This window comes from Pseudoalteromonas phenolica, from assembly GCF_001444405.1.
Lineage (GTDB): Bacteria > Pseudomonadota > Gammaproteobacteria > Enterobacterales > Alteromonadaceae > Pseudoalteromonas > Pseudoalteromonas phenolica.
This window is the reverse complement of the sequence record NZ_CP013187.1, coordinates 3,432,376-3,454,331: the sequence shown is the minus strand read 5'-3', so window position 1 is coordinate 3,454,331 and position 21,956 is coordinate 3,432,376. Positions and strand designations below refer to the sequence as shown.

At 42.4% G+C, this 21,956-nt stretch carries 18 protein-coding genes; 10 read left to right on the top strand and 8 right to left on the bottom strand.

Annotation, left to right across the window (positions count from 1 at the left end; genetic code table 11):
- Positions 1-106: 106 nt before the first annotated feature.
- On the top strand, positions 107-2,662 hold the full coding sequence (locus tag PP2015_RS15510) for a M14 metallopeptidase family protein (RefSeq protein ID WP_058031169.1): 2,556 nt from the start codon (positions 107-109) through the stop codon (positions 2,660-2,662).
- Here the strand turns inward: PP2015_RS15510 and PP2015_RS15505 are convergent.
- Positions 2,624-3,328 (bottom strand): ComF family protein, encoded by a 705-nt coding sequence (locus PP2015_RS15505; protein WP_169792728.1) that lies wholly within the window; start codon positions 3,326-3,328, stop codon positions 2,624-2,626. The genes PP2015_RS15510 and PP2015_RS15505 overlap by 39 nt on opposite strands.
- 56 nt (positions 3,329-3,384) lie before the next feature.
- Between PP2015_RS15505 and bioH the strand changes: the two genes are divergently transcribed.
- The 3 genes from bioH to PP2015_RS15485 all read left to right on the top strand — a co-directional run bounded on the left by bioH (position 3,385) and on the right by PP2015_RS15485 (position 5,448).
- A complete protein-coding gene (gene bioH, locus PP2015_RS15495; RefSeq protein WP_058031166.1) occupies positions 3,385-4,122 on the top strand; it encodes a pimeloyl-ACP methyl ester esterase BioH in 738 nt (245 codons plus the stop codon).
- Positions 4,123-4,227: 105 nt separating this feature from the next.
- Positions 4,228-4,536 (top strand): hypothetical protein, encoded by a 309-nt coding sequence (locus PP2015_RS15490; RefSeq protein ID WP_058031165.1) that lies wholly within the window; start codon positions 4,228-4,230, stop codon positions 4,534-4,536.
- A 6-nt stretch (positions 4,537-4,542) separates the two neighbouring features.
- Complete coding sequence (locus PP2015_RS15485; protein ID WP_058031164.1) at positions 4,543-5,448, top strand: putative metalloprotease CJM1_0395 family protein; 906 nt, start codon at positions 4,543-4,545, stop codon at positions 5,446-5,448.
- Positions 5,449-5,536: 88 nt separating this feature from the next.
- Here the strand turns inward: PP2015_RS15485 and PP2015_RS15480 are convergent, their stop codons facing one another.
- Positions 5,537-7,861: a Tex family protein gene (locus PP2015_RS15480; RefSeq protein WP_058031163.1), complete on the bottom strand. Its 2,325-nt coding sequence runs from the start codon at positions 7,859-7,861 to the stop codon at positions 5,537-5,539.
- A gap of 88 nt (positions 7,862-7,949) precedes the next feature.
- Entirely contained in the window at positions 7,950-8,423 is a 474-nt protein-coding gene (greB, locus tag PP2015_RS15475) for a transcription elongation factor GreB (RefSeq protein WP_058031162.1), read from the bottom strand.
- A 182-nt stretch (positions 8,424-8,605) separates the two neighbouring features.
- Here greB and ompR point away from each other — a divergent pair, with 182 nt between their 5' ends.
- Together ompR and envZ are read left to right on the top strand one after the other, a co-directional pair.
- The gene (ompR, locus tag PP2015_RS15470; RefSeq protein WP_058031161.1) at positions 8,606-9,325 is read left to right on the top strand and encodes an osmolarity response regulator transcription factor OmpR; all 720 of its coding nucleotides are present in this window, start codon (positions 8,606-8,608) and stop codon (positions 9,323-9,325) included.
- An 8-nt stretch (positions 9,326-9,333) separates the two neighbouring features.
- Complete coding sequence (gene envZ / locus PP2015_RS15465) at positions 9,334-10,635, top strand: two-component system sensor histidine kinase EnvZ (RefSeq protein WP_058031160.1); 1,302 nt, start codon at positions 9,334-9,336, stop codon at positions 10,633-10,635.
- A gap of 73 nt (positions 10,636-10,708) precedes the next feature.
- On the opposite strand, the gene hemN is transcribed toward envZ, so the two are convergent.
- Both hemN and PP2015_RS15455 read right to left on the bottom strand, forming a co-directional pair.
- The gene (hemN, locus tag PP2015_RS15460; RefSeq protein WP_058031159.1) at positions 10,709-12,079 is read right to left on the bottom strand and encodes an oxygen-independent coproporphyrinogen III oxidase; all 1,371 of its coding nucleotides are present in this window, start codon (positions 12,077-12,079) and stop codon (positions 10,709-10,711) included.
- A gap of 107 nt (positions 12,080-12,186) precedes the next feature.
- Entirely contained in the window at positions 12,187-14,217 is a 2,031-nt protein-coding gene (locus PP2015_RS15455) for a methyl-accepting chemotaxis protein (protein WP_058031158.1), read from the bottom strand.
- Positions 14,218-14,340: 123 nt separating this feature from the next.
- Here PP2015_RS15455 and PP2015_RS15450 point away from each other — a divergent pair, with 123 nt between their 5' ends.
- Positions 14,341-15,111 (top strand): Rossmann-fold NAD(P)-binding domain-containing protein, encoded by a 771-nt coding sequence (locus PP2015_RS15450; RefSeq protein ID WP_058031157.1) that lies wholly within the window; start codon positions 14,341-14,343, stop codon positions 15,109-15,111.
- 7 nt (positions 15,112-15,118) lie between these two features.
- Here PP2015_RS15450 and hutC read toward each other — a convergent pair whose 3' ends face one another.
- Positions 15,119-15,838: a histidine utilization repressor gene (gene hutC, locus PP2015_RS15445; protein ID WP_058031156.1), complete on the bottom strand. Its 720-nt coding sequence runs from the start codon at positions 15,836-15,838 to the stop codon at positions 15,119-15,121.
- 112 nt (positions 15,839-15,950) lie between these two features.
- On the opposite strand from hutC, the gene hutI reads away from it, so the two are divergent.
- Positions 15,951-17,174: an imidazolonepropionase gene (hutI, locus tag PP2015_RS15440; RefSeq protein WP_058031155.1), complete on the top strand. Its 1,224-nt coding sequence runs from the start codon at positions 15,951-15,953 to the stop codon at positions 17,172-17,174.
- A 31-nt stretch (positions 17,175-17,205) separates the two neighbouring features.
- Entirely contained in the window at positions 17,206-18,993 is a 1,788-nt protein-coding gene (locus PP2015_RS15435; protein ID WP_227009242.1) for a GGDEF domain-containing phosphodiesterase, read from the top strand.
- A 7-nt stretch (positions 18,994-19,000) separates the two neighbouring features.
- Here the strand turns inward: PP2015_RS15435 and PP2015_RS15430 are convergent, their stop codons facing one another.
- Both PP2015_RS15430 and rraA read right to left on the bottom strand, forming a co-directional pair.
- Positions 19,001-20,053 (bottom strand): formimidoylglutamase, encoded by a 1,053-nt coding sequence (locus PP2015_RS15430; protein WP_058031154.1) that lies wholly within the window; start codon positions 20,051-20,053, stop codon positions 19,001-19,003.
- Positions 20,053-20,562, bottom strand: a complete 510-nt coding sequence (gene rraA, locus PP2015_RS15425; RefSeq protein WP_058031153.1) for a ribonuclease E activity regulator RraA — start codon at positions 20,560-20,562, stop codon at positions 20,053-20,055. Before rraA ends, PP2015_RS15430 begins: the two co-directional genes overlap by 1 nt.
- Before the next feature lie 255 nt (positions 20,563-20,817).
- On the opposite strand from rraA, the gene PP2015_RS15420 reads away from it, so the two are divergent.
- Positions 20,818-21,843, top strand: a complete 1,026-nt coding sequence (locus tag PP2015_RS15420; RefSeq protein ID WP_058031152.1) for a glycosyltransferase family protein — start codon at positions 20,818-20,820, stop codon at positions 21,841-21,843.
- The last annotated feature ends 113 nt before the right edge of the window (positions 21,844-21,956 follow it).

Below are 21,956 nucleotides of genomic sequence, written 5' to 3'. Positions count from 1 at the left end.
TGATACTCCGCTGGTGGCATTGTCGCCAGTGTTGAACGTAAAAATTTGGCTTATCTGATTTTGCTTGTTAGCTTATTTGCTAAAATTTTAAGCAAAAGGTTTTAGTATGCGCACGCTCCTCGCACTCACATTGTTTTGCTGCACTTACTTATTCTCAAGTAGTGTAATAGCAAAACCGGTTTCCTATTACTTCCAACAGAATGTCCAGTTTGATCCTACTATTCCAAAGCCTGAAGAGGTATTAGGTTATCAAGTCGGCCAGTGGCATGTGCGTCATGACCAATTGGTTCAGTATATGCGGGTGTTAGCTGAAAAAAGCCCTAGAGTGAGTATTGAAACCATAGGTTTTAGTCATGAACAGAGACCGCTACTGCTACTTAAGTTTAGTCAACCAGAGAATATTGCCCAGTTAGATCAACTTCGTGAGCAGCATCGCGCACAAATATTTAAAAAGCAGCCAGCGAAAAATTTACCTGCTTTCATTTGGATGGGGTACAGCGTGCATGGCAACGAATCATCTGGCAGTAATGCTGCTTTATTAGTTGCTTATTATTTAGCCGCAGCACAAGGAGAAGCAGTAGAGAAACTGCTAAATAACTCTGTGGTGTTACTAGACCCAGCCTTAAACCCTGATGGTTTGGCTCGTTTCGCTCAATGGGCAAATAGTAATCGAGGGCAAACTTTATCTGCAGATCCGCAGCATAGAGAGCATGTTGAGCAATGGCCTTCAGGCCGAACAAACCATTATATGTTCGATTTGAACCGAGACTGGCTGTTATTACAACATCCTGAATCACGTGCTCGAATCGCCGCATTTCATAAATGGCAGCCACATGTCTTAACAGACTTTCATGAAATGGGCCCTAACAGCACGTATTTCTTCCAGCCGGGGATCCCGACGCGAACTCACCCACTTACGCCTAAGAAAAATACCCAGTTAACAACAGCGCTTGCAGATTTTCATGCGCAAGCTTTAGATGCGCAAAATCAGCTTTATTTTACACAAGAAAGCTTTGATGACTTTTACTACGGAAAAGGCTCAACATACCCTGATATAAATGGCTCGGTGGGTATTCTCTTTGAACAAGCAAGTAGTCGAGGCCATGTCCAAGAGACCATTAATGGTCAGCTGACGTTTGCACAAAGCATTAAAAACCAAGTTACAACTAGCTTGTCTACTTTTGCTGGTGCGATGGCAAACAAGCAGCAATTAATTGACTACAAGAATAACTTCTACCATCAAGCCGAAACTTTGGCTGATAAAGAGAAGTTTATGGGCTATGTCGTTGCCAAGGGTCAAGATCCACAACGTTTCAATGAGTTTATGTCTGTGTTGTCACAGCATCAAATTAAAGCGTATGGCTTAAATAAAGCCATCAAAGCTTCTGATAAAAGCTTCATGCAGGGTGATGTGTATATTCCACTGAAACAAGCTCAATTCCGTTTAATTAAAGCCATTTTTTCTGAGCAAACAAACTTTCAAGACAATACGTTTTATGATGTATCTGGTTGGACATTACCACATGCTTACAACTTAAAGTTTGGTCAAGTATCTAGCCGCTGGGGGCTAGATGTATCTAAGCAAACTTGGCAGTCAGAAGATGTAAGTTTTCCGGCAGTAAAAGAGAGTTATGCTTATGCATTTGATTGGCAGCCAAGCGCTGCCCCTAAGCTATTAAATGCACTTTTACAGCAAGGGGTTGATGCACGTGTAGCACTTAAAGGTTTTAAAGCAAAAACGGCACTAGGAAATCGAGAATTCAAAGCGGGTAGTATTGTTGTTGCTTCAGGTGTGCAAAAGCAATCTGACATTGTAGCCATCATGCAACGAGCACAAGCTGACTATGGCGTACAAATTCATGCAATTCAAAGTGGCTTAACCAGCGAAGGCGTTGATCTAGGCTCTCGTCAGTTAAGGCCAATTAAAGCACCGAAAGTCTTGCTACTAGGGGGAGCGGGCAGCAGTCAGTATGAAGTGGGCGAAGTTTGGTATCATTTAGATACACAGTTAGGTATTGCGCCGACTCTCATTGAGCAAGATAGATTGCACCGTACGGATCTTTCTAAATACACACATATTATCTTAGCCCATGGCAGTTATCGTCATATGTCAGAGAAAGCCAAAACTAAAATTGCTGCATGGGTGAGTAAAGGTGGAGTGATCTGGGGCCACAAAGGTGGCGCGAAATGGTTAGTTGATAACCAACTATTGAGCGCACAATTGATTTCGCCTAATCAAGTGGCAGAGCAGTTTGATACTTCAGGCTTAAGCTATGGCGATAGAGAAGTTTTATCAGGTAAGCAGCGTATTGCGGGTGCCATTTTTGCGTCAAAACTTGATTTAACACACCCACTCAGTTTTGGTTATGAGCGTGAATTACTGCCGTTATTTAAAAACAGTACACAGCTGTTTGAGATGCCCGACAAACCATTTCTAACGGTTAGCCAATATCAGCCAAAACCTTTATTGGCAGGATATGCTGCGACAGAGAATGTTACTCAAATTGCAAACACGGCAGCATTGATAGGCCACCGTTATGGCCAAGGCAGTGTTGTTGGTATGATCGATAACCCCTTGTTTAGAGGTTTCTGGAAAGGCAGTAGCCGCTTACTAACAAACACATTATTTTTTGGTCACACTTTGGCTGTGCAAGGGCGTTAATGCTGTGGCATAAGCCCATATTTCTTCAGCGCCTGCTGTATAACATGCTTTTGCAGCAGCGTTGATAGTCGACCCTGTGGTGATCACATCATCGATGATCGCCACTTTCTTTCCTTGTAAATTTTGCTTCACTTCAAATGCACGTTTTACATTTTGCTTTCGCTGTTTAAGATTTAAATCACTTTGCGCTTTAGTGGCATTGATGCGAATTAAAGTATTGGTGCTTACTTTGGTGTGAGGCAAATGGCTCAACCAGGTCTGTGCGACTTGGTTAAACCCCCGGTAAATAAAGCGGTTTTTATGAAGCGGTAAAATGATGTATATGTCGGGTGAGAAGGTAGATGTACTTTTAAAGTGAGCAAGTTGAGTTGCAATAACAGCATTGATAGCCGTTTGATAATGGCTCTGCTTGGTGAACTTAAATTCACTCAGCCATCGTTTTAGATCGCCTTGATACCAAGCACATGCCATTAATCCATGGCAATGTGGTAAATTAAATAAACGAGCTATGTCTGGTTGGAATAGTAAGTTTGGTTGTTCCAGCGATATAAAAGGAAAGTCTGAGAGACAAAACTGGCAGATCCCTTTGTCATGTGAAAGATGGCTTTGGCACAGATGGCAATGGCTTGGAAATAAAGCATCCGCTAAATACCTTAATAGTGACATTGTGTTCATCCTTGGTATCAGTATCATACGACTAAGTTTGGTTGAGAGTAAAAATAATGCAAAATGAAATCGTGTTGCTTCATGGTTGGGGTATGAACCGACAGGTTTGGCAGTTATTAGAGAAAGAGTTAAAAGTTGCAGTTGAAGGGCAGGTAAAAAGTTTGGATTTACCGGGCTTTGGGCATGCTCCAATGCCTGAAAAACCGTATTCTCTTGCCTCCGTTGCAGAGCAAGTTGCTGAACAACTTGCTGATAACACTACATTAGTAGGTTGGTCACTTGGAGGGCTGGTTGCGTTACACATTGCAAAGTATTATCCACAAAAGGTAAATAAAGTGGTGTTGATTGCCTCAACGCCGTTCTTTGCAGAATCCGATGATTGGTTAGGGATCAAGGTTGAGGTATTAGAAAACTTCAAGGCACAATTGCTTGAAAATAGTGCAAAGACCATAGAGCGATTTTTAGCGATACAAGCTATGGGTTCGGAGCATGCCAAGCAAGATGTTAAACAATTAAGAGCTTGGTTGTTAGATGCGCCAGAGGCCAACCCAGAAGCTTTGAGCTTAGGGCTCGACATTCTTTTAAATGATGATTATCGAGAAGTTTTTGGCACACTAAACCAGCCAGTTTACGGCTTATTTGGTAAATTGGACTCTTTGGTTCCTAGGCGTAGCGTTACTAAAATGAAGGCTTTAAATAGTAACTTCGAAGTTGAAATCTTACCTAAAGCGTCACACGCCCCTTTTATATCGCATAGGGAAGAAAGTTTAAATTTCCTAAAATCAGTACTTTAATAAAAAGCGGCAAAAAATTGCCGCTTTTTACTGTTAAAAACTTTATTTTGCATCATGTTTGCGCAATAATTAAACATATTTTATATTTTTGCAAAGGTGTCTGTTATGCCAATAGGTGACGTGCTTAATAACGGTATTGAAGGTTATAACCGTGCTAGTCAAGGTATTGAGCGTGCTACTGCAGAGATAAACCGTGCTACGATCTCTGAGCAGGATGAGTCTCAGCTTGCTCAACAGCGACAATTACAAGCCGCTAGTCCCGACGAAGCAGTGACCGCGCCCGTTTCTCAGCCAGCAAAAATTGATGAAGCTTTGGTTAATCTTAAAGTTGAAGAGTTCAATGCCAAAGCAAATACTCAGTCTATTCGTACCGCCGATGAAGTGTTAGGCACTCTGGTAGATATATCTGTTTAAAATGTTATGAATATTGCAACGCCGCAGCCGGCGATTAACTTGAATACCTCCAACGTCTACACTGAAACGGCTAGGCGTGATAATCAGCTGCGCGAAGTAATACCCAAACCAGCACCGTCTAATGCCAGCCATACTGAAAATAAAGCATTAAATGATGGTGACAAGTCTCGTCCCCACCTTTCTGATGACAGCGGCACTTACGACAGTACTGGGCAGCTACAGCAAAATAAGGTCATTGCTGAAGATGAAGAGCAACGTGAGCAACAGAGCAAAGGTGGCTCTCAAGAAGAAACTTCAGAGCAAGAACAGCAGAATCAAGAGGCTGAGCAGCAGCAAATAGAAGAGCTGAAAGCTCGAGATAGAGAGGTGCGTTTGCATGAGCAGGCGCATGCTCGTGTTGGTGGGCAATATGCTGGCTCTCCAACGTATGAGTACCAACGAGGACCCGACGGTAATAACTATGCCGTTGGAGGTCAGGTAATGATTGATGTTGCTGAGGTACCCAACGATCCTAAAGCAACCATAGATAAAATGCAGACAGTGCGTGCTGCGGCGCTAGCACCGGCAGAACCGTCAGGTGCTGACAGAGCCATAGCTGCTGATGCAACTCAAAAAATGGCGTCTGCGCAAGCCGATTTAGCTCAGCAAGTTATAAGTGGCGACGAGGAAGCTGAGTCTGAAAGTGGATCAGTCGGCACATACGAAACACGAAGATTAAGTGAAGAAGAAAACTCCGACAATGAAATACAAACGTTAGAGCGTGCCTCATTACAAAGCGAAGCTGACCCTTATTCGGTTGCTTTACCTATAGAGCCTGATCCTGAAATTCAGGCTAGAGCATTGCGGATCAGTGATTTTTATCAGCACGTTGCTGTGCCTAATACCAATAGCAATTTATCCGTGTCAGTTTAATATATTTAGAAATTAAAAAAGCCGCATAAAGCGGCTTTTTTATTGGTTCAATACCAACCATTTTGATTAAGTATGACTGGTACTGATATTATTTTTTCAGTTTAGCAAAAGCTTCTGCAAAGGCATTACCCATTGCAGCATTACCAGCCTCTTTTTTAGGGCGCTGTCCTTTAGTTTGCTTGTTAGTTGATTTACTTTGCGAAGGTTTGCTTGAAGTAGACTTACCTTGTGGCGCTGCTTGTTGTACTTCATCATCTAGGCGCATAGTAAAACTAATGCGCTTTCTAGCCACATCGACCTCCAACACTTTCACTTTTACGATATCGCCCGCTTTTACGACTTCGCGCGGATCTGAAATAAATTTATTAGTGATCGCAGAAATATGAACAAGACCATCTTGGTGTACGCCGACATCAACAAAGGCGCCAAAGTTAGCCACATTCGACACCACGCCTTCTAGAATCATGCCGACTTTAAGGTCTTGAATGGTTTCGACACCGGCTTTGAAGACCGCCGTTTTAAATTCAGGGCGAGGGTCACGGCCCGGCTTGTCTAGTTCAGCAATGATGTCGGTAACCGTTGGTAAACCGAATTTGTCATTCGTGAATTGAGCAGGCTCGAGCTGTTTTAAAACTTCGCTATTACCGATCAGGTCGCTCACTTCGATATTTTTTTCAGTACAGATCTGTTTAACCACAGGGTACGCTTCAGGGTGAACCGCTGAGCTATCAAGTGGATCAGCACCATTCACGATACGTAAGAAACCGGCTGCTTGTTCGAAGGCTTTTGGCCCTAAGCGCGCGACCTTTTTCAATTGCGTGCGGTTATTGAAAGAACCGTTTTCATCTCTGAACTGCACAATATTGCTTGCCAGCGTTTTGTTTAAACCCGAAACGCGTGTAAGCAATGGCACTGACGCGGTATTTACATCAACACCCACCGAGTTTACACAGTCTTCAACCACAGAGATCAGTGACTGACCTAGCTGACTTTGAGAAACATCGTGTTGGTATTGGCCCACACCAATTGATTTAGGCTCAATTTTTACCAGCTCTGCAAGCGGGTCTTGTAATCGGCGAGCAATTGAAACTGCACCACGTAACGACACATCTAAATTTGGGAATTCATTCGCGGCAAACTCAGAGGCAGAATAAACCGATGCTCCGGCTTCACTGACCATGATTTTGCTCATGTTGAGCTCTTTGTTGTTAGCCAGTAGTTCAGCTGCAAGTTTGTCTGTTTCTCTAGAAGCTGTCCCGTTGCCTATGGCAATTAACTCAACTTTATGCTGTCGACATAATTGTTCTAAGGTGCGTACAGACTTGTCCCAATGATTTTGTGGTGCATGTGGGAAAATAGTATTTGTCGTTAAGAGCTTACCTGTTGCATCAACCACAGCCACTTTACAGCCCGTACGCAAGCCAGGATCAATACCCATAGTCACGCGAGGGCCAGCAGGTGCTGCCATCAATAGATCTTTTAAGTTCTTGGCAAATACATCAATGGCTTGTGTCTCTGCTTTTTCACGCATGGTCCCTAAAAATTCATTTTCTAGGTGCAGAGATAGTTTTACTTTCCAAGCCCATTGTACCACTGACATTAACCAAGCACTTGCTGTTGCTGAACTTACATTTAACTGATAATGATCTGCGATGATTTGTGCACAATACTGCGCTGGGTTTTCACTGCTCGGCTCAGGGTTTATGGTTAATTGTAATATGCCTTCGTTGCGGGCGCGCAGCATAGCTAATGCACGATGTGAAGGCACTTTCGTTAGCTTCTCAGAATGCTCAAAGTAGTCGCGGTATTTAGCGCCAGCATCTTCCTGACCTTTAATCACGAGAGCTTCGATCACACCTTGTGTGTCAATTTGTTTTCTAAGTTTTGCTAGTAATTTAGCATCTTCGGCGAAACGTTCAATTAAAATAAATTTAGCGCCATCTAGTGCTGCTTTTACATCATCAATACCTTTTTCGGTATTAACAAACTGAGCAGCTTCGCTTTCAGGGTCTAAACCAGCATCGCTATAAAGAGCATCTGCAAGTGGTTCTAAGCCCGCTTCAATGGCGATTTGACCTTTCGTACGGCGCTTAGGCTTATAGGGTAGATATAAATCTTCTAACTCGGTTTTACTCTGCGCGCTGTTGATATCGCCAGCAAGGGCGTCACTTAATTTTCCTTGCTCTGAAATAGTATCAAGAATGAAGCGTCTTCTATCTTCTAGTTCTCTTAAATAACCAAGTCGTTGCTCTAGAAGACGTAATTGTGTGTCGTCTAAGCCGCCAGTTACTTCTTTACGGTAACGAGCAATAAATGGAACTGTGGCACCCTCATCAAGAAGTGCAGTGGCAGCAATGACTTGCTGTTCTTTTGCATTTAGCTCTTGTGCCAAACGTGCAGAGATGTTGCTCATGCAAAATCCTTATAAATTCAGATGTATACGTGCTGTCTAAGCGTATTTTATGTGGGCGATCATAGCATAGCGTCTATGAATAAGAAGCTTATTTAAGGTATTCGATAGTATTTACATACCAGAGCTTTTCTCCCTCTGGTGTGCGCACGACAAACTCGTCGTCGACTTCCTTACCTAATAGTGCTCGTGCCATTGGTGCGTCAATAGAAATATAGTCTTTTCGGTCATAAATTTCATCTGGACCGACAATTCTGAAACGTTTTATTTCTTCTTGTTCATTTTCAATTTCAACCCAAGCACCAAAGTATACTTTGCCGGCTTGTTGGGGATCATATTGAACAATCTTTAAATCGGGCAAACGTTTTCTTAAATAGCGTACCCTGCGGTCTATTTGCCGCAATAAGCGCTTATTAAAGGTGTAATCTGCATTTTCAGAGCGATCACCTAAGCTGGCTGCCCAATTCACAATTTTTGTGATTTCAGGGCGTTTTTCATACCAGAGATGGTCATGCTCTTTTTGCAGTTGGTTATAACCCTCAGGGGTAATTAAGTTAGTTTTCATACGCTAATTAGGGTCATCTTTACTCACCTGACACGGTAATAAAAAATCATCTGGGTGTCGAGCTAGCAAAATATTAAAAAATTGTAATGTTCGGTAACAAAACTCTTCATAGTAATGGTGTCTAGAAATCACATTTTCAATTATATTAAGCAAAGATATTGGATAAAAAGAAGAAATCAATCATGGGAAATGAAACTACCAAGGTATTAGTTGTCGACGATGATATGCGTTTACGCAGTTTGTTAGAGCGCTATCTCGTCGAGCAAGGTTTTATTGTTCGTGCTGCGGCTAACAGTGAGCAAATGGACCGCTTACTGGAGCGCGAAAACTTCCATTTAATGGTGTTAGATTTAATGCTTCCTGGCGAAGACGGTCTGTCTATTTGCCGCCGCCTGCGTCAAAAGGAAAACGAAATCCCAATCGTCATGCTAACAGCTAAGGGTGATGAAGTTGACCGTATCATAGGGTTAGAGTTAGGGGCTGATGATTACATCCCGAAACCATTTAACCCAAGAGAGTTATTAGCGCGTATTAAGGCAATTTTACGTCGTCGTGCCAAAGAAGTGCCGGGTGCACCAGCTGCCGAAGAAAACGAAGTAGAGTTTGGTATTTTTAAACTGAACCTGGCGACCCGTGAAATGCAAAAGGGCGATGAAGTTATCTCGCTTACCAGTGGTGAATTTGCGGTATTGAAGGCTTTAGTGAGCCATCCAAGAGAGCCATTGAGCCGTGACAAATTAATGAACCTTGCACGTGGCCGTGATTACAGTGCCCTTGAGCGTAGTATTGACGTCCAAGTTTCGCGTTTACGCCGAATGATCGAAGAAGATGCAGCGAATCCTAGATACATTCAAACTGTTTGGGGTTTGGGTTATGTGTTTGTGCCAGACGGTGAAAAGTAGTTTCGTTTATGAGCTTTTTTCCGCGTAGCGCTTTTGGGCAAACGGTTTTCTTTGTTGGTGCTTTATTGCTGATAAACCAAATCGTTTCTTATATCACAGTGACATTGTATGTGTTCAAGCCAACCTTCGAGCAAGTTAATTTGATGTTGGCTAAGCAAGTCAAAACCGTTTTCATTGATTGGGAGAAAGGGGTTGAAATAAACAAAGCAACTTCAGATAAATTCTTTGAAATAACGGGCATTGAAGTCATGACTCAAAGACAAGCTTATATGAATGGTTTAGACAAAGCCAAAGAATATAGCTTGTTATCAAAGAGTATGTCTGAGCAGCTAAATGGCTCTGCAAGAGTGCGGATCAGCCAAGGCGACCCTGTTGTTTATTGGGTAGAAGCACCGCAAGCGCCCGGTTATTGGGTGAGGGTGCCACTGACTGGGTTTAGTGAAACAAAGTTGGAGTTTTTGATTTTCTACCTATCGAGTATAGGTTTCTTAAGTGTTTTAGGAGGCTGGTGGTTTGCTCGGCATCTTAACCGGCCGTTAAAAGCGTTACAAACTGCGGCAGGTCGAGTGGGCGTGGGAGATTTTTCTACCCGACTCGTCGAGCGAGGGTCAACAGAAGTCGTTGAAGTAACGCAAGCGTTCAACAAAATGTCGAAAGGTATTGCAGAGCTAGAGAATGACCGACGACTGTTAATGGCTGGTGTGTCTCATGACTTACGCACACCACTGACGCGTATTCGTTTAGCCACAGAAATGATGTCAGACGAAGAAGATTATTTAAAAGAAGGGATCATTGATGACATTGAAGATATGAATGCCATTATTGATCAGTTCATCGAGTATCTTCGTCATCACAATAGTGGTGAAATGCACCCTGATGATGTGAATAACTTGGTATCTGAGGTTGTGCATGCTGAGCAGCAACATCAGCGAGAAATCAACTTATCAGCTGCTGAGAGTTTACCAAAGGTCATCATGAATACGGTTGCGTTAAAACGCGTTGTCACCAATATGATAGAAAACGCCATTCGCTATTCTGATGAGGCCATTGATGTCAGTACTGCATACAACCCACGTAAGAAAGTGGTGATTGTCACAGTGAAAGACCGTGGACCGGGTATTCCTGAGGCTGAGCTTGAGAGTGTCTTTGAGCCTTTTAAACAAGGTGACCAAGCACGGGGCAGTGAAGGCAGTGGTTTAGGTTTGGCGATTATTAAACGCATTGTTGCGACTCATGGTGGCACGGTGAAGCTTCGTAATCGTCAAGAAGGTGGTTTAAGTGCTGAAGTCTATTTACCGGCTTTGGCCTAAAATCTGATTTAGAAAGCAAAAAGGATGGCTCAGCCATCCTTTTTTACATGTGTTTATTAGATGCTAGAGATGCTTAAATAACGCGTGAGAATCGCGTATTTTTAATTTGTTGCTGTAAATACGCATCAAAGCACATACAGATGATACGAATGAATAAGTTACCTTTGCTGGTGACTTCGATACGCTGCGCAGACAATGTCACAAGCTCATCTTCTGCCAGTGGTTTGAGTGCGTCTAGGGCTTCACTAAAGTAATCGTTAAAGTCGATATTATATTTAGTCTCAATCGCCTTTATGTCTAATTCAAAATGACAAATCAGTTGTTTGATAACATCGGCTCTGAGCTCATCATCGTTATTCAGGCGCATCCCTTTATGAGTAGCACAGCCAATCTCGTTAATGTCTGAGTAATAAGCTTTGAGTTCTTTTTGGTTTTGCAAAATTGCATTACCAATTTGTGAAATTGATGAAACTCCTAAGCCTAACAAATCGCAGTTTCCATGGGTTGTATAGCCTTGGAAGTTACGGTGAAGTTCATTATTTCTTTGCGCAACCGCAAGCTCGTCGTCTTTTTTAGCAAAATGGTCCATACCGATAAACTGATAACCAGCCTCAGTCATTTGCTGTAGCGTATTTTTGAAGATCTCAAGCTTTTGCTGCGGACTTGGCATGTCCGCTTCTTTTAGTTTGCGTTGCGCGGCAAATCTATCTGGGAGGTGAGCGTAGTTGAACACAGACACTCTGTCTGGGCTCAGCGCTATTAGTTGTTCAATGCTTTGCTTAAAACTTTCTGGGGTTTGGTGAGGTAAGCCGTAGATCATATCGGTATTGATTGACTTAAACCCGAGTGCTCTTGCTTGCTTTACAAGTGCTAAGACTTCTTCAACACATTGCGGTCGATTGACCGCAGCTTGTACTTCATCATTGAAATCTTGAATACCAAACGAGACCCGGTTGAAGCCTAAGTCTTTCAAAGTGACTAACATGTCGTCAGCAATAGAGCGTGGATCAATTTCAATACCACGTTGCGCGTCTTCGGTGAAGTTAAAGTGTGCTTCTACAATATTAATCAGGCGTGTCATTTGCTTGGCAGTTAAAAACGTTGGCGTGCCGCCACCTAAATGCAATTGCTCAACACGGTAATGCGCAAACACAGAAGACTGCGACTGTACTTCTTTTTCTAGATGATCTAAATAGACGTCAGCTTTTGACTGATGGCGTGTCACGATTTTATTGCAACCACAGTAATAACAAAGCTGGTGGCAAAATGGGATATGAATATAGAGCGATAATGCTTGGTTTTTTGACTGCTTCACTGCGGTATGTAAATCAGCTTGTTGATAACCGCTTTCTAATGATAATGCAGTTGGATAAGAGGTATATCTTGGTCCAGACACATTATATTTTTTGATTAGGGATTCATCCCAAGTTGGTAAATTAATCACGATACGCACTCATCTATTAGATTAGAGTGTGTAGTGTATGACGAGAAGTGAAAGTGGGTTTTGATCTGTAGCAAAGCAGGGCATTAATCATGCCCTGCTCAGTATCGTTAAAGCTTGAATTGGTTTACTGTGCCATTGAGAGATTTGGCTAACCCATTTAGATCATGCGCCTCATCAGCCAATGTATGCGCGTGATTAGCAGTACTGTTAACAAGATCATTTATCGCATTTAAGCTGGTGTTAATGTCTTCAGCCACAATAGTTTGTTGTTCGGTCGCGGTTGCAATCTGGTGGCTTTGGTCTTGAACTGTTGCCACTGAGCTGGCGATTTCTTGCAATGAATCGAGCACTTCTTGTGTCTGTGATACAGAGCCTTCAGCTTGATCTTGACCTTGTTGCATCATGGTTGATGCTTGCTGTGCAATTTGTTGTAGTCGCGTGATCATATTACGAATATCGTCAGTTGATTCTTGCGTCCTACTTGCCAGTGAGCGCACTTCATCAGCGACTACTGCGAACCCTCGACCTTGTTCACCGGCACGAGCTGCTTCAATCGCTGCGTTTAGTGCCAGTAAATTGGTTTGTTCGGCAATGCCATTGATCACGTCAATTACTGCGCCAATGTTAGTGGTTTCTTTTTCAAGACCCGCAACAACTTTTGCAGCTTCACCGATGTGGCTAGCCAATTCAGTCATGACAGTTTGTGCTTGGCTTGAGCGCGTCGCACCGTCATTTGTCATGTGCTGTACTTGCTCAGCAGCGTGACTTGCTTCTTGTGCATTGCGTGAGATTTCAGTCACAGTTGCAGCCATTTCTGTTACCGCAGCACTGACGCTGTCAACTTGCTCTTTTTCTTGTTGGATCTCGCTATTGGTGTTTGCTGATACCGAGCTTAACTGTTCAGAGGCATGACCTAGTTGAGAGGCTTGTTGCGCCGTGGTTTGCATCATGGCACGCAGCTTTTCGATAAAGGTATTCATGTGAGAGGCAAGTTGACCAACCTCGTCGTTACTTTCAATACTGATCCTACGTGTTAAATCACCTTCGCCTGAGGCAATGTCACGCATAGTATCTGCAAGTGACACAATCGGTTTGGTGATCATCTGTGTTGCCCATAAAATCATAAGTACAACAATACTGATGATCACTAAGAAGGCGATGACGGTACTCATGACGGCTTCGTTTACTGGTTCTTCAATAAACGATACCGGGATCATGACGCCCACATGCCAGTCGAGTAATGGCTCATCGAGTTTTACGCTGTTATATACCACGTAATAGTCTTGGCCTTTGAAAGTAACAACTGATGTGCCTGAATCATTATTTTTAATTTCGGAGTTTAATGCTCGGAAGCCATGAGTATCTGAGAACTGTTTTTCTAGCCCATCTAGGCCTTCTTTTCCATTCGGGCCCTCATCGGTAATAGACAGCTTGTGGCCAGTTTGCTTTGATAAATGAACAACGTTTAAGTTGTTATCTAGTAAGAAGCCGTAACCTTGGCCTTGGAAGCGGATCTGCTCAACCAATTGGTTGATTTGTTCCATCTGCAAATCAATACCTGCGATACCTAATAATTTACGTGATGAGTTATAGACGGGTAGCTTGATCACTGCAGACACATCGCCGGTGTTTGCATCGACTGAAACTGGGCTCACATGCAACTTACCAATCGCCATGGCTTCAGGCCACCATCCTCGTTTATAAGCAAAATATGGGCGACCATCAGAGAAGTGAGAAGTGCGTTCGTTTTCTTTGAAGTATTCACCTGTGATAGCAGAAGCAAAAAAAGTTGATAGTACATTGTCGTTATTTGCCGTTAGTCTATCAAAATCTCGATTTACTAAGTCATAACCTGGTTGAGTTGATAGGTCTGCTTCGCGCTCGGTGTATTGTTCGAAAAAATCTACCACATGTGCGCTTTGTGCAAAGGTGCTGACTAGTTCACCGTATTGGGCGAAAAATGATTCCATCGATAGTTTTTCAGCATAAATATAGCTTTGAGCTTCACGCTCCACGCTGTTGCGTGAAATAGTTGCTAAATGATTTACAAAGTAGCTGGAGGCAATAATAAGTAGTACTGAAATTGTACCACCGATAAGTAGGAGTATTTTTCTCCTGAGGGATAAGTTGTTAAGCATGATATATTCTTTTTATTGGTAACCGCACTACACAATCAAATCATATCTGAGTCGCTTTGACCACAGTTAACATTAGATTGACGTTATTTTGTTCCTATAATAATACTTTGCGGTTTAAAATTAATACAGAGGTATGAGATGAAGCTAGTTGTTTTGGGTGCTGGTTGGCTGGGTAGCGCATTAATTGAGAAAACCAAACAGGCAAATTGGCAAGTGCAGGGCACCAGTCGAAGCCCAAATTCTGGTAGTGCAATTATTCGACAATTTACATTGCAAGCAGGAGAGCTAACTCATTCTGTAGATTTACAAGATGCCTATTGGGTGTGCGCTATTCCTCCGAGAGCACGTCATGCTGACAGCAATTATCTTGAAACTTTATCTGCTGCGTTAAGGCTTTCTGATGAATTAGCGTGTAAAGGGTTCTTGTTATGCTCGAGTACAGGTGTGTATTCAGAGCTAGATGGTACTTATACCGAAAGTGGTGAATTAGACAGTGAAACAGCTCGTAAAAAGATATTATTGCAAGCTGAACAAATGGTATTTGGTGCCAAGGGGAAGGTTTTACGCTTGGCGGGATTGGTTGGACCTAACCGAGAGCCAGGACAGTTTGTTGCTGGTAAAACTCTAAAAAGTAGCAGTCAAGCAGTTGTTAATATGGTGCATCAAGCCGATGTTGTTGCTGCGATTGAGGCGGTAATACTGAATTGGGAGAAAGCTAATACGGTTTATAATGTTTGTCACCCTAATCACCCAACTCGTCTAGATTATTACCAGCAGAGATGCGCTAAGTTAGGCACACAGCCCCCTTCATTTGCAAGTGATATCGCCGGTGCAAGAGTGATTGATGGTTCAGCCATTGAAGCCTTGGGTTTTGGCTATCAAGCAGAGATTTGAATGTGCGCTATCTCACCCTTTTCTTAAAGGTGAGATGACCGCCTAGGCGGTATTTACTACCCGGTGAAATGAGCCGAGTAAAGCTGACAATACCATTCGCACTCCAGGTTCTTCTGATCATTTGTAAGCAAGGCTCTTCGTTATATAAGCCGAGCCACTGGCAAACATCTTGATTTGGCATAATGGCTTCAATGGTGTGTTTTGCTTCAGTCAGTGGCGCGACTGCTGAAAGGTATTCATGTGGTGTGATTTGTGTAAAATCTTGCACTAGGTAGTCAGGCGCAAGAGCTGGGGCGACAAAACGCTCTTCAGCTTGCAGTGCTAGCCCATTTTCGTGATGTATGATGACACTTCGATAAACTTTACTGTCTATATCAACACCGAGCGCAATAGCAATGGGTGCCATGGCGGCAATTTCTTCTAGAGCAATTATTTCTGCACTGTACTCACCATTTCGTTCTTTTACTTCATCGGCGATATTTTTTATCTCAAGCATTGAAGATTGTGACTTTAAGCTGGCTACAAATGTGCCCAGACCTTGACTCCTTGTTAGCACACCATTGTCGGTCAGTTCACTTAGGGCGCGTCTGGCGGTCATACGGCTCACACTAAATTGCTCAGCAAGTTCGTTTTCAGAAGGAACGCGTTGGTCCTCTTTCCAAATACCGGCACTAATTTGGTCGGTGATATGCTTTTTTATTAATGCAAATTTAGGTTCGTTGGCCATACTTGATCACTAAATGGAGAGTATATGCTATTAAAAATGGCACAGATTTCTTGTATATACAAGTTTGCATGATAGGCTTATAGGCAATTAAACAAACTCAAATGAGGCAGTGATGTTTGAAGCAGATTTAGTGATCACCGATGTCAATTTGGCAACCATGGATAGTAATGTAGATGCCCCTTACGGTGCTATTGAGCAAGGCGCATTAATGATTAAAGACGATAAAATTGCTTGGTTAGGTAAGTTAAATGATTTGCCTGAGTTTGATGCCTTATCGACACCAGTTATTAACGCAAAAGGACAGTGGTTAACGCCGGGTTTGATAGATTGCCATACGCATATTCTGTTTGCAGGTAATCGTGCTGGCGAATTTGAACAGCGTTTAAATGGCGTATCTTATCAAGAGATTGCGCAGCAGGGCGGTGGTATAGCGAGCACAGTACGAGCGACCCGAGAAGCTGATGCAGAAACTCTGTTTGTAGCTGGGAAAAACCGCTTAAATAGCTTATTGAGTGAAGGTGTAACTACGGTCGAAAGTAAGTCGGGATATGGCTTAGATCTAGATACTGAAATCAAATTACTCGAAGTCAATAAAGTGTTAAATGACAATCACCCAGTAGACATCCAAAGCACATTCTTAGGTGCGCATGCTCTACCGCCTGAGTTTAAAAATGATCCTGATGCTTACATTGATTTAGTATGCGATGTCATGTTGCCAAAAGTGGCTGAGCTGAACTTGGCAGATGCGGTTGATGTATTCTGTGAAAATGTAGGGTTTAGTTACGCTCAGACTAAGCGGGTATTTGAGAAGTCTCGCCAATTAGGCTTGCCAGTAAAATGTCATGCTGAACAATTATCCAATCAACATGGCACAGAGCTAGTCGCAGAGTTTAAAGGTTTATCGGCAGATCATATCGAGTATCTTGATGAAGCGGGTGTAAAAGCGATGGCTGATGCCGGAACGGTTGCAGTGTTATTACCTGGTGCTTTTTATTTCTTGCGAGAAACTCAGATGCCGCCGCTTGAACTACTTCGCCAATATAACGTACCAATGGCGATAGCCAGTGATTTTAATCCTGGCACTGCACCACTTTGTTCATTACGTTTGATGCTGAATATGGGCTGCACCTTATTTAGATTAACACCTGAAGAGACTCTGCAAGGTGTAACAGTTAATGCGGCGAAAGCACTTGGTTTGTCGGATAGAGGTATACTTAAAGTGGGTATGCGGGCTGACTTAGCTATGTGGGATATTGCTACACCAGCGCAATTAAGTTATCAATTTGGTGTAAATGAGCTATCAAATTTGTGGATCTCAGGTAAACTGATCCAATAAGAAGTATTTAATTTATAGGTAAAAGTTGGTGATGACCTTGCTAGGCACATTGACCAGCTTTCCTGTATTCAATGGATTGCAACAGGGGGAGCTGGCGCTACTAACCGCGTTTTTAGGTGGGTTAGTGTTAATGGGCAGTATCGCTTTAATTATTCTCAGCCATGCGCAATCTATTCGTGCACTTCATGTTGCCACTATGCTGGTGGCTTTTACCGCATTACTCCCCAATATGTGGGCAACTTATGCAATCTCTCTGGTGTTATTCGGCCATCTCTACCTAGCGCTAAAACTAGGTTCTAAACCTCTACTTATGGTGTCGTTTGTTGCGGCTTCAGGGTACTTAGCATTATTGGGAGGGAACATAGTCGGGTATTGGCCAATTCAGCTGACATTACTCCCTCTGCTTTTGGTTTATATTGCACAGCTTTTTGAGTTTTCTTTGAAGCCTAGTCAAAATAATCTCTCAGTATTACCTGAACACAATGCTTTAAGAAAGCAAGACGTCTTAGGCTTACCTCCTAGAAATGCACTGAGAGATGCTTACTATGCTCATACTGAGCAGGATACTTCTCCTATGGTGTTAGTAATGATCCGTCTTGAAGGATTTGAACAGGTTAATTTCCACTTAGGTAGAGAGTATGGGGATTTATTGCTCGCGCAATCAGCAAATCGAATTAAGCAGCAACTGCAAAGTGACGATATTTTAAACATAGAGGAAGAGGACGAGCTTTCAAAGCTTGCGCATTTAGGGGGGTTGCACTTTGTTTTCTTGTGTTCTTTAGCCCATCAACAACATCTTCATGAGCAAGTAATAGGTGCCATAGTACAAACCACGTTAAAACCGTTTAATGTAGGTCATTGCACGATCGAAATAAAAGCTCGGGCAAGTTATGTTTCTTTCGCTGATAAAGTCAGTGACTTTGATAATGCCATTACTTGCGCATTTTTAGCCCTTGATTCTGAGCCTAAAAAGGTGGTGACAGAATATCAGAATAGCATGCAAACGGTGAAACAAGAGCAGCAAGCACGTTTAGCAGAGTTGACCCATCATGACTTTAGAGAGCAGCTTGAGCTTTACTTTCAACCAGTCATCCGTCACAGCGATAATGGTATTGAGTTTTTAGAGCTACTTTTGCGTTGGCAACATCCAAAGCAGGGTATTTTAGCTGCAGGTAAGTTTATTGATGATATTCGTATTGCGGGGTTAGCCCTACCTGTAGCGCAATTCGTGATTGAACGAGCAGCTGAAATTGCAATGGCATTGAAAATGGAAGGAATAAAAATGGCGCTGAGCGTCAATGTATTTGGTCCTGAAATGCTACATGAAGAATTTATTGAGTTTTTAGACGATGTACTGCTTACTCACCATCTCGAAGCCGGCGACTTAATTATAGAGTGTCCATCTGCGTTGTTTATGTCTTTGGACGCGCAAGGGGTCGCCATGATTGCTCGCCTTCGCAGTATAGGCGTTCGTCTGTGTGTAGACGGGTTTGGAGAAGCGCCTCTGGTTTTGGCTAAGCTACCCAAGCTGACCGTAGATTACGTCAAAGTAGGGCATTCATTGACTCGAGATCATCAACATCAAGGTGCTCTTAGGGGAATAGTTAGAGGGCTCGTGGATATGCAGCACCAGTTAGATTGTGCGGTTATCTGTGAAGGAGTCGAAAGCTTAGAACAGCTGAATTTTGCGCAAAGCTTAAATACTTTCGCTGCACAAGGCTATTACTTCGAAAGGCCTTTAAGTAGTGTGGGTATGTTGACATGGGTAAAGCAATACCAGATAGAACATCATCATTTCGCTGATCATAAAAAAGGGTAGCAATTCGCTACCCTTGTTGTTTTCCTAGTAAATAGCTACAGACTAGACCACTCAATACTTGCCCTGCTTCAGTTATTCCTTGCTCCAAGCCGTTCGGGTGTGTCGCAGGTGCAGCCTCACAAAGGTGTAAATAGCGGCTCGCACTATGAGTGGCACCCAGATAGACAAAATGTTCAGCATCGCTGACAGAAAAACCGCAATTCGTGAAAGCGCTGACAGGCATACCACTAATGGCGTCTACATCTACTTCGATACCTAATGGTTTATCAATTTTAAAGCGGGCTAAACTGTGTGTGCAGTCTGAAGTTAAACTGCGACTACGCATAACTTGCAAGGTTTGGTAAGTGGTGTAAGTAAACCCAGCATTAGTCAGTGAGCTGATAATAGTCTGGTTATTTTTTTGCTCATGCATACCCACTACATGATAATCATGTAAATATCCGTCTTGATATGCATAGTGGAAACCGTTGCCACTATGACGACCTTCAATGGCTCTGAAATCAGCATGTGGGTCAAAGTTAATGGCATTACATGGTTTAGCTTCACTGGTGCTTAAGGCTTTTAAAATTGGGTAACAATTATTATGCCCACCACCGATGACTATTGCTTCTAGGCCAGCGTCAAATACCGACTTTAAAACCTCGGCTACTCGCTCATCTAATTCACCGCATAAACTTCTTAATTGCGCTAAATCTTTGGGTCTTGTGTTATCTAATGTATTGCCTAGCGTTTGTAAGTCGTCGCAATTCACTTCACCCAATAGCAGCACAGATTTTGGATCGAGAAACTCATTGCAGGGTAAGTTTAAGAAGCGTTTTAAAAAAGCTTGCCAGCCTTGTGTTGCTCCACCGCGACCACAATTTGCCCTTGGACCAATGTCTTCATTTATACCGAGTAACACATAACGTATACCAAATTCTGCGGCATCTTTTAGCGCACTGTTTAATGGCGCAGATTGGTCTAAGTAAGAAATTGATTGCCAGAAACGAGTTTCGTTTGATCTGCTGGTAGTGAAACTCTGCACGTCTGCTTCACTATATCGTATTAACCAATTACTCATTACGCTTCGACTTCTTCGAGCACATCTTCTAAGACAAGCTCTTCGGCAGAGATAATAATGCCTGTGCTGTCAGCATATAAATAGTCATCTTCATAAAACGAGACTCCAGCAAAGTTGACGGGGACACCTTGCTCGCCACTGCCTTGGCTATCAGCTGCGACAGGAATAGACGCAATAGCTTGTATACCTAATTCACACTCTTCGAGTTCATCAACATGTCTAACTGCACCATAAACAACAATTCCTTGCCAATGATTCTCTACAGCCAGTTCGGCCAATTCGATATCAATCAGTGCACGGCGAGTAGAACCGCCACCATCGATTAATAAAATTTTGCCAGTACCGTCTTGTTCTAGAATCTCTTGAATCAGTTCATTGTTTTCAAAGCATTTAACTGTGACGATGCGACCGCAAAATGCAGAATGTCCAGCAAAGTTAATGAACATGGGTTCAAGTACATCAATTGAATCTGCGAAATGGTCGCATAGGTCAGATGTGCTGTAGTCCATATTGAGTTCTCCAGAGAGTATGTGTTTGTTTCAGTATACTCTGATGCATGCTCATAGCAATGGCAAAATTGCTGTAAAAGCAGGCACTTTGTGCGCTCTATCAAACTTCTTTCAATTCAATAATAGTGTCTTAAAAAGTTCACCTAGCTGTTATTTTTAAAGTCTAAAGTTTAATCAGTAGACAATGACTTTATGCAATAGTACCAATTATGACAACGCAATGGTGCCGATTGCTACATAGGAAGAATAAGGTGAATGGCTTTGAAAGTTTTATATGCAGCAAAAATCATCGATCTTGCGCAACTACAGCAGACACTTTTATTGATTAAGTGTTTTAAGGCGCATCAGGTTGACACGGATGTGATTTTATCTGGTAACAGTTTATCCAAACCAACAAGTAAGCTCGTGATTGAAGAAATTGAAGCACTTAAAGCGGGAAGCTGCCTAGTTAAACATAAACCCATTCGTTTCACTAAGACATTTAGACAAAAAATGGCTGATATCTTCACTAACCGAGCTCATTTTAAACTTGCGAATTATGACCTTGTAATAACAGATAATGAGTCAATTGTTGCCTGGTCGGCAAAGTTATCAGGGATCCCTGTTATGGCTTTAGGACACCATGAAGCGGTAAACCATTATCAACTCCCTTTTGAAGGTGCGAATTTATCGAGGATCTGGCAACAATGGTTAATACCTGCAGATTATCGTTTGGGCTTTCATTGGATCCCTTTTGCACAGAATATATTACCGCCTATTGTGCCCAGATATCATACTACTTGCATCAAAAATAAAGTCGTTGTTTATTTGCCTTCGGAGAAAATTGAAGCCATTGAGTCGTTGTTCACGAGCTTTCCTAATACTGAGTTTTACTGCTATCACCCCGCTGCAGAGATGAAATCTGTGGGCAATATTCATTACCGGTCTGATGACCATGAGCAATTACTTAATGACATGAAAAGTTGTAAAGGCGTTATTACACATGCGCAATTTGAAGTGATCAATGCAGCTCTAAATATGGGGAAAAGCTTATTAATCAAACCGCTTGAACAAGAGCTTGTGCAAGTCATTGATGCCAGTTTGTTGATAAAGCTTGGGTGGGCTAAACAAATGCACTATTTGAACCCTAATGCAGTCGAAGATTTCTTAGAAACGGATGCTAAAAAAACAGTAGATTTTTCAGCTGATCCTTGTGTATTGGTTGAATGGATAAAAGCTGAGCAGTGGCATGATGTTACAGAATTACATGATTCTGCATGGAAAACTTTGAAAGTTGGATAGTTCCAAAATAAATTTAGTCTAATTATTGCGCATATTGGCACTTTTTTACTGTTTTATATCAAATCTAAAGGCCTATTTTTCAACCTTAGTCTATACTAGGCATATGTTTTATA

Coding starts and splice junctions, on each gene's coding strand:
- PP2015_RS15510 (WP_058031169.1), top strand. CDS start 107: ATGCGCACGCTCCTCGCACTCACATTGTTTTGCTGCACTTACTTATTC.
- bioH (WP_058031166.1), top strand. CDS start 3,385: ATGCAAAATGAAATCGTGTTGCTTCATGGTTGGGGTATGAACCGACAG.
- PP2015_RS15480 (WP_058031163.1), bottom strand. CDS start 7,861: ATGAGCAACATCTCTGCACGTTTGGCACAAGAGCTAAATGCAAAAGAA.
- PP2015_RS15435 (WP_227009242.1), top strand. CDS start 17,206: ATGACCTTGCTAGGCACATTGACCAGCTTTCCTGTATTCAATGGATTG.
- rraA (WP_058031153.1), bottom strand. CDS start 20,562: ATGGACTACAGCACATCTGACCTATGCGACCATTTCGCAGATTCAATT.
- PP2015_RS15420 (WP_058031152.1), top strand. CDS start 20,818: ATGGCTTTGAAAGTTTTATATGCAGCAAAAATCATCGATCTTGCGCAA.
- PP2015_RS15490 (WP_058031165.1), top strand. CDS start 4,228: ATGCCAATAGGTGACGTGCTTAATAACGGTATTGAAGGTTATAACCGT.
- PP2015_RS15430 (WP_058031154.1), bottom strand. CDS start 20,053: ATGAGTAATTGGTTAATACGATATAGTGAAGCAGACGTGCAGAGTTTC.
- greB (WP_058031162.1), bottom strand. CDS start 8,423: ATGAAAACTAACTTAATTACCCCTGAGGGTTATAACCAACTGCAAAAA.
- PP2015_RS15505 (WP_169792728.1), bottom strand. CDS start 3,328: ATGTCACTATTAAGGTATTTAGCGGATGCTTTATTTCCAAGCCATTGC.
- hutC (WP_058031156.1), bottom strand. CDS start 15,838: ATGGCCAACGAACCTAAATTTGCATTAATAAAAAAGCATATCACCGAC.
- ompR (WP_058031161.1), top strand. CDS start 8,606: ATGGGAAATGAAACTACCAAGGTATTAGTTGTCGACGATGATATGCGT.
- PP2015_RS15485 (WP_058031164.1), top strand. CDS start 4,543: ATGAATATTGCAACGCCGCAGCCGGCGATTAACTTGAATACCTCCAAC.
- envZ (WP_058031160.1), top strand. CDS start 9,334: ATGAGCTTTTTTCCGCGTAGCGCTTTTGGGCAAACGGTTTTCTTTGTT.
- PP2015_RS15455 (WP_058031158.1), bottom strand. CDS start 14,217: ATGCTTAACAACTTATCCCTCAGGAGAAAAATACTCCTACTTATCGGT.
- hutI (WP_058031155.1), top strand. CDS start 15,951: ATGTTTGAAGCAGATTTAGTGATCACCGATGTCAATTTGGCAACCATG.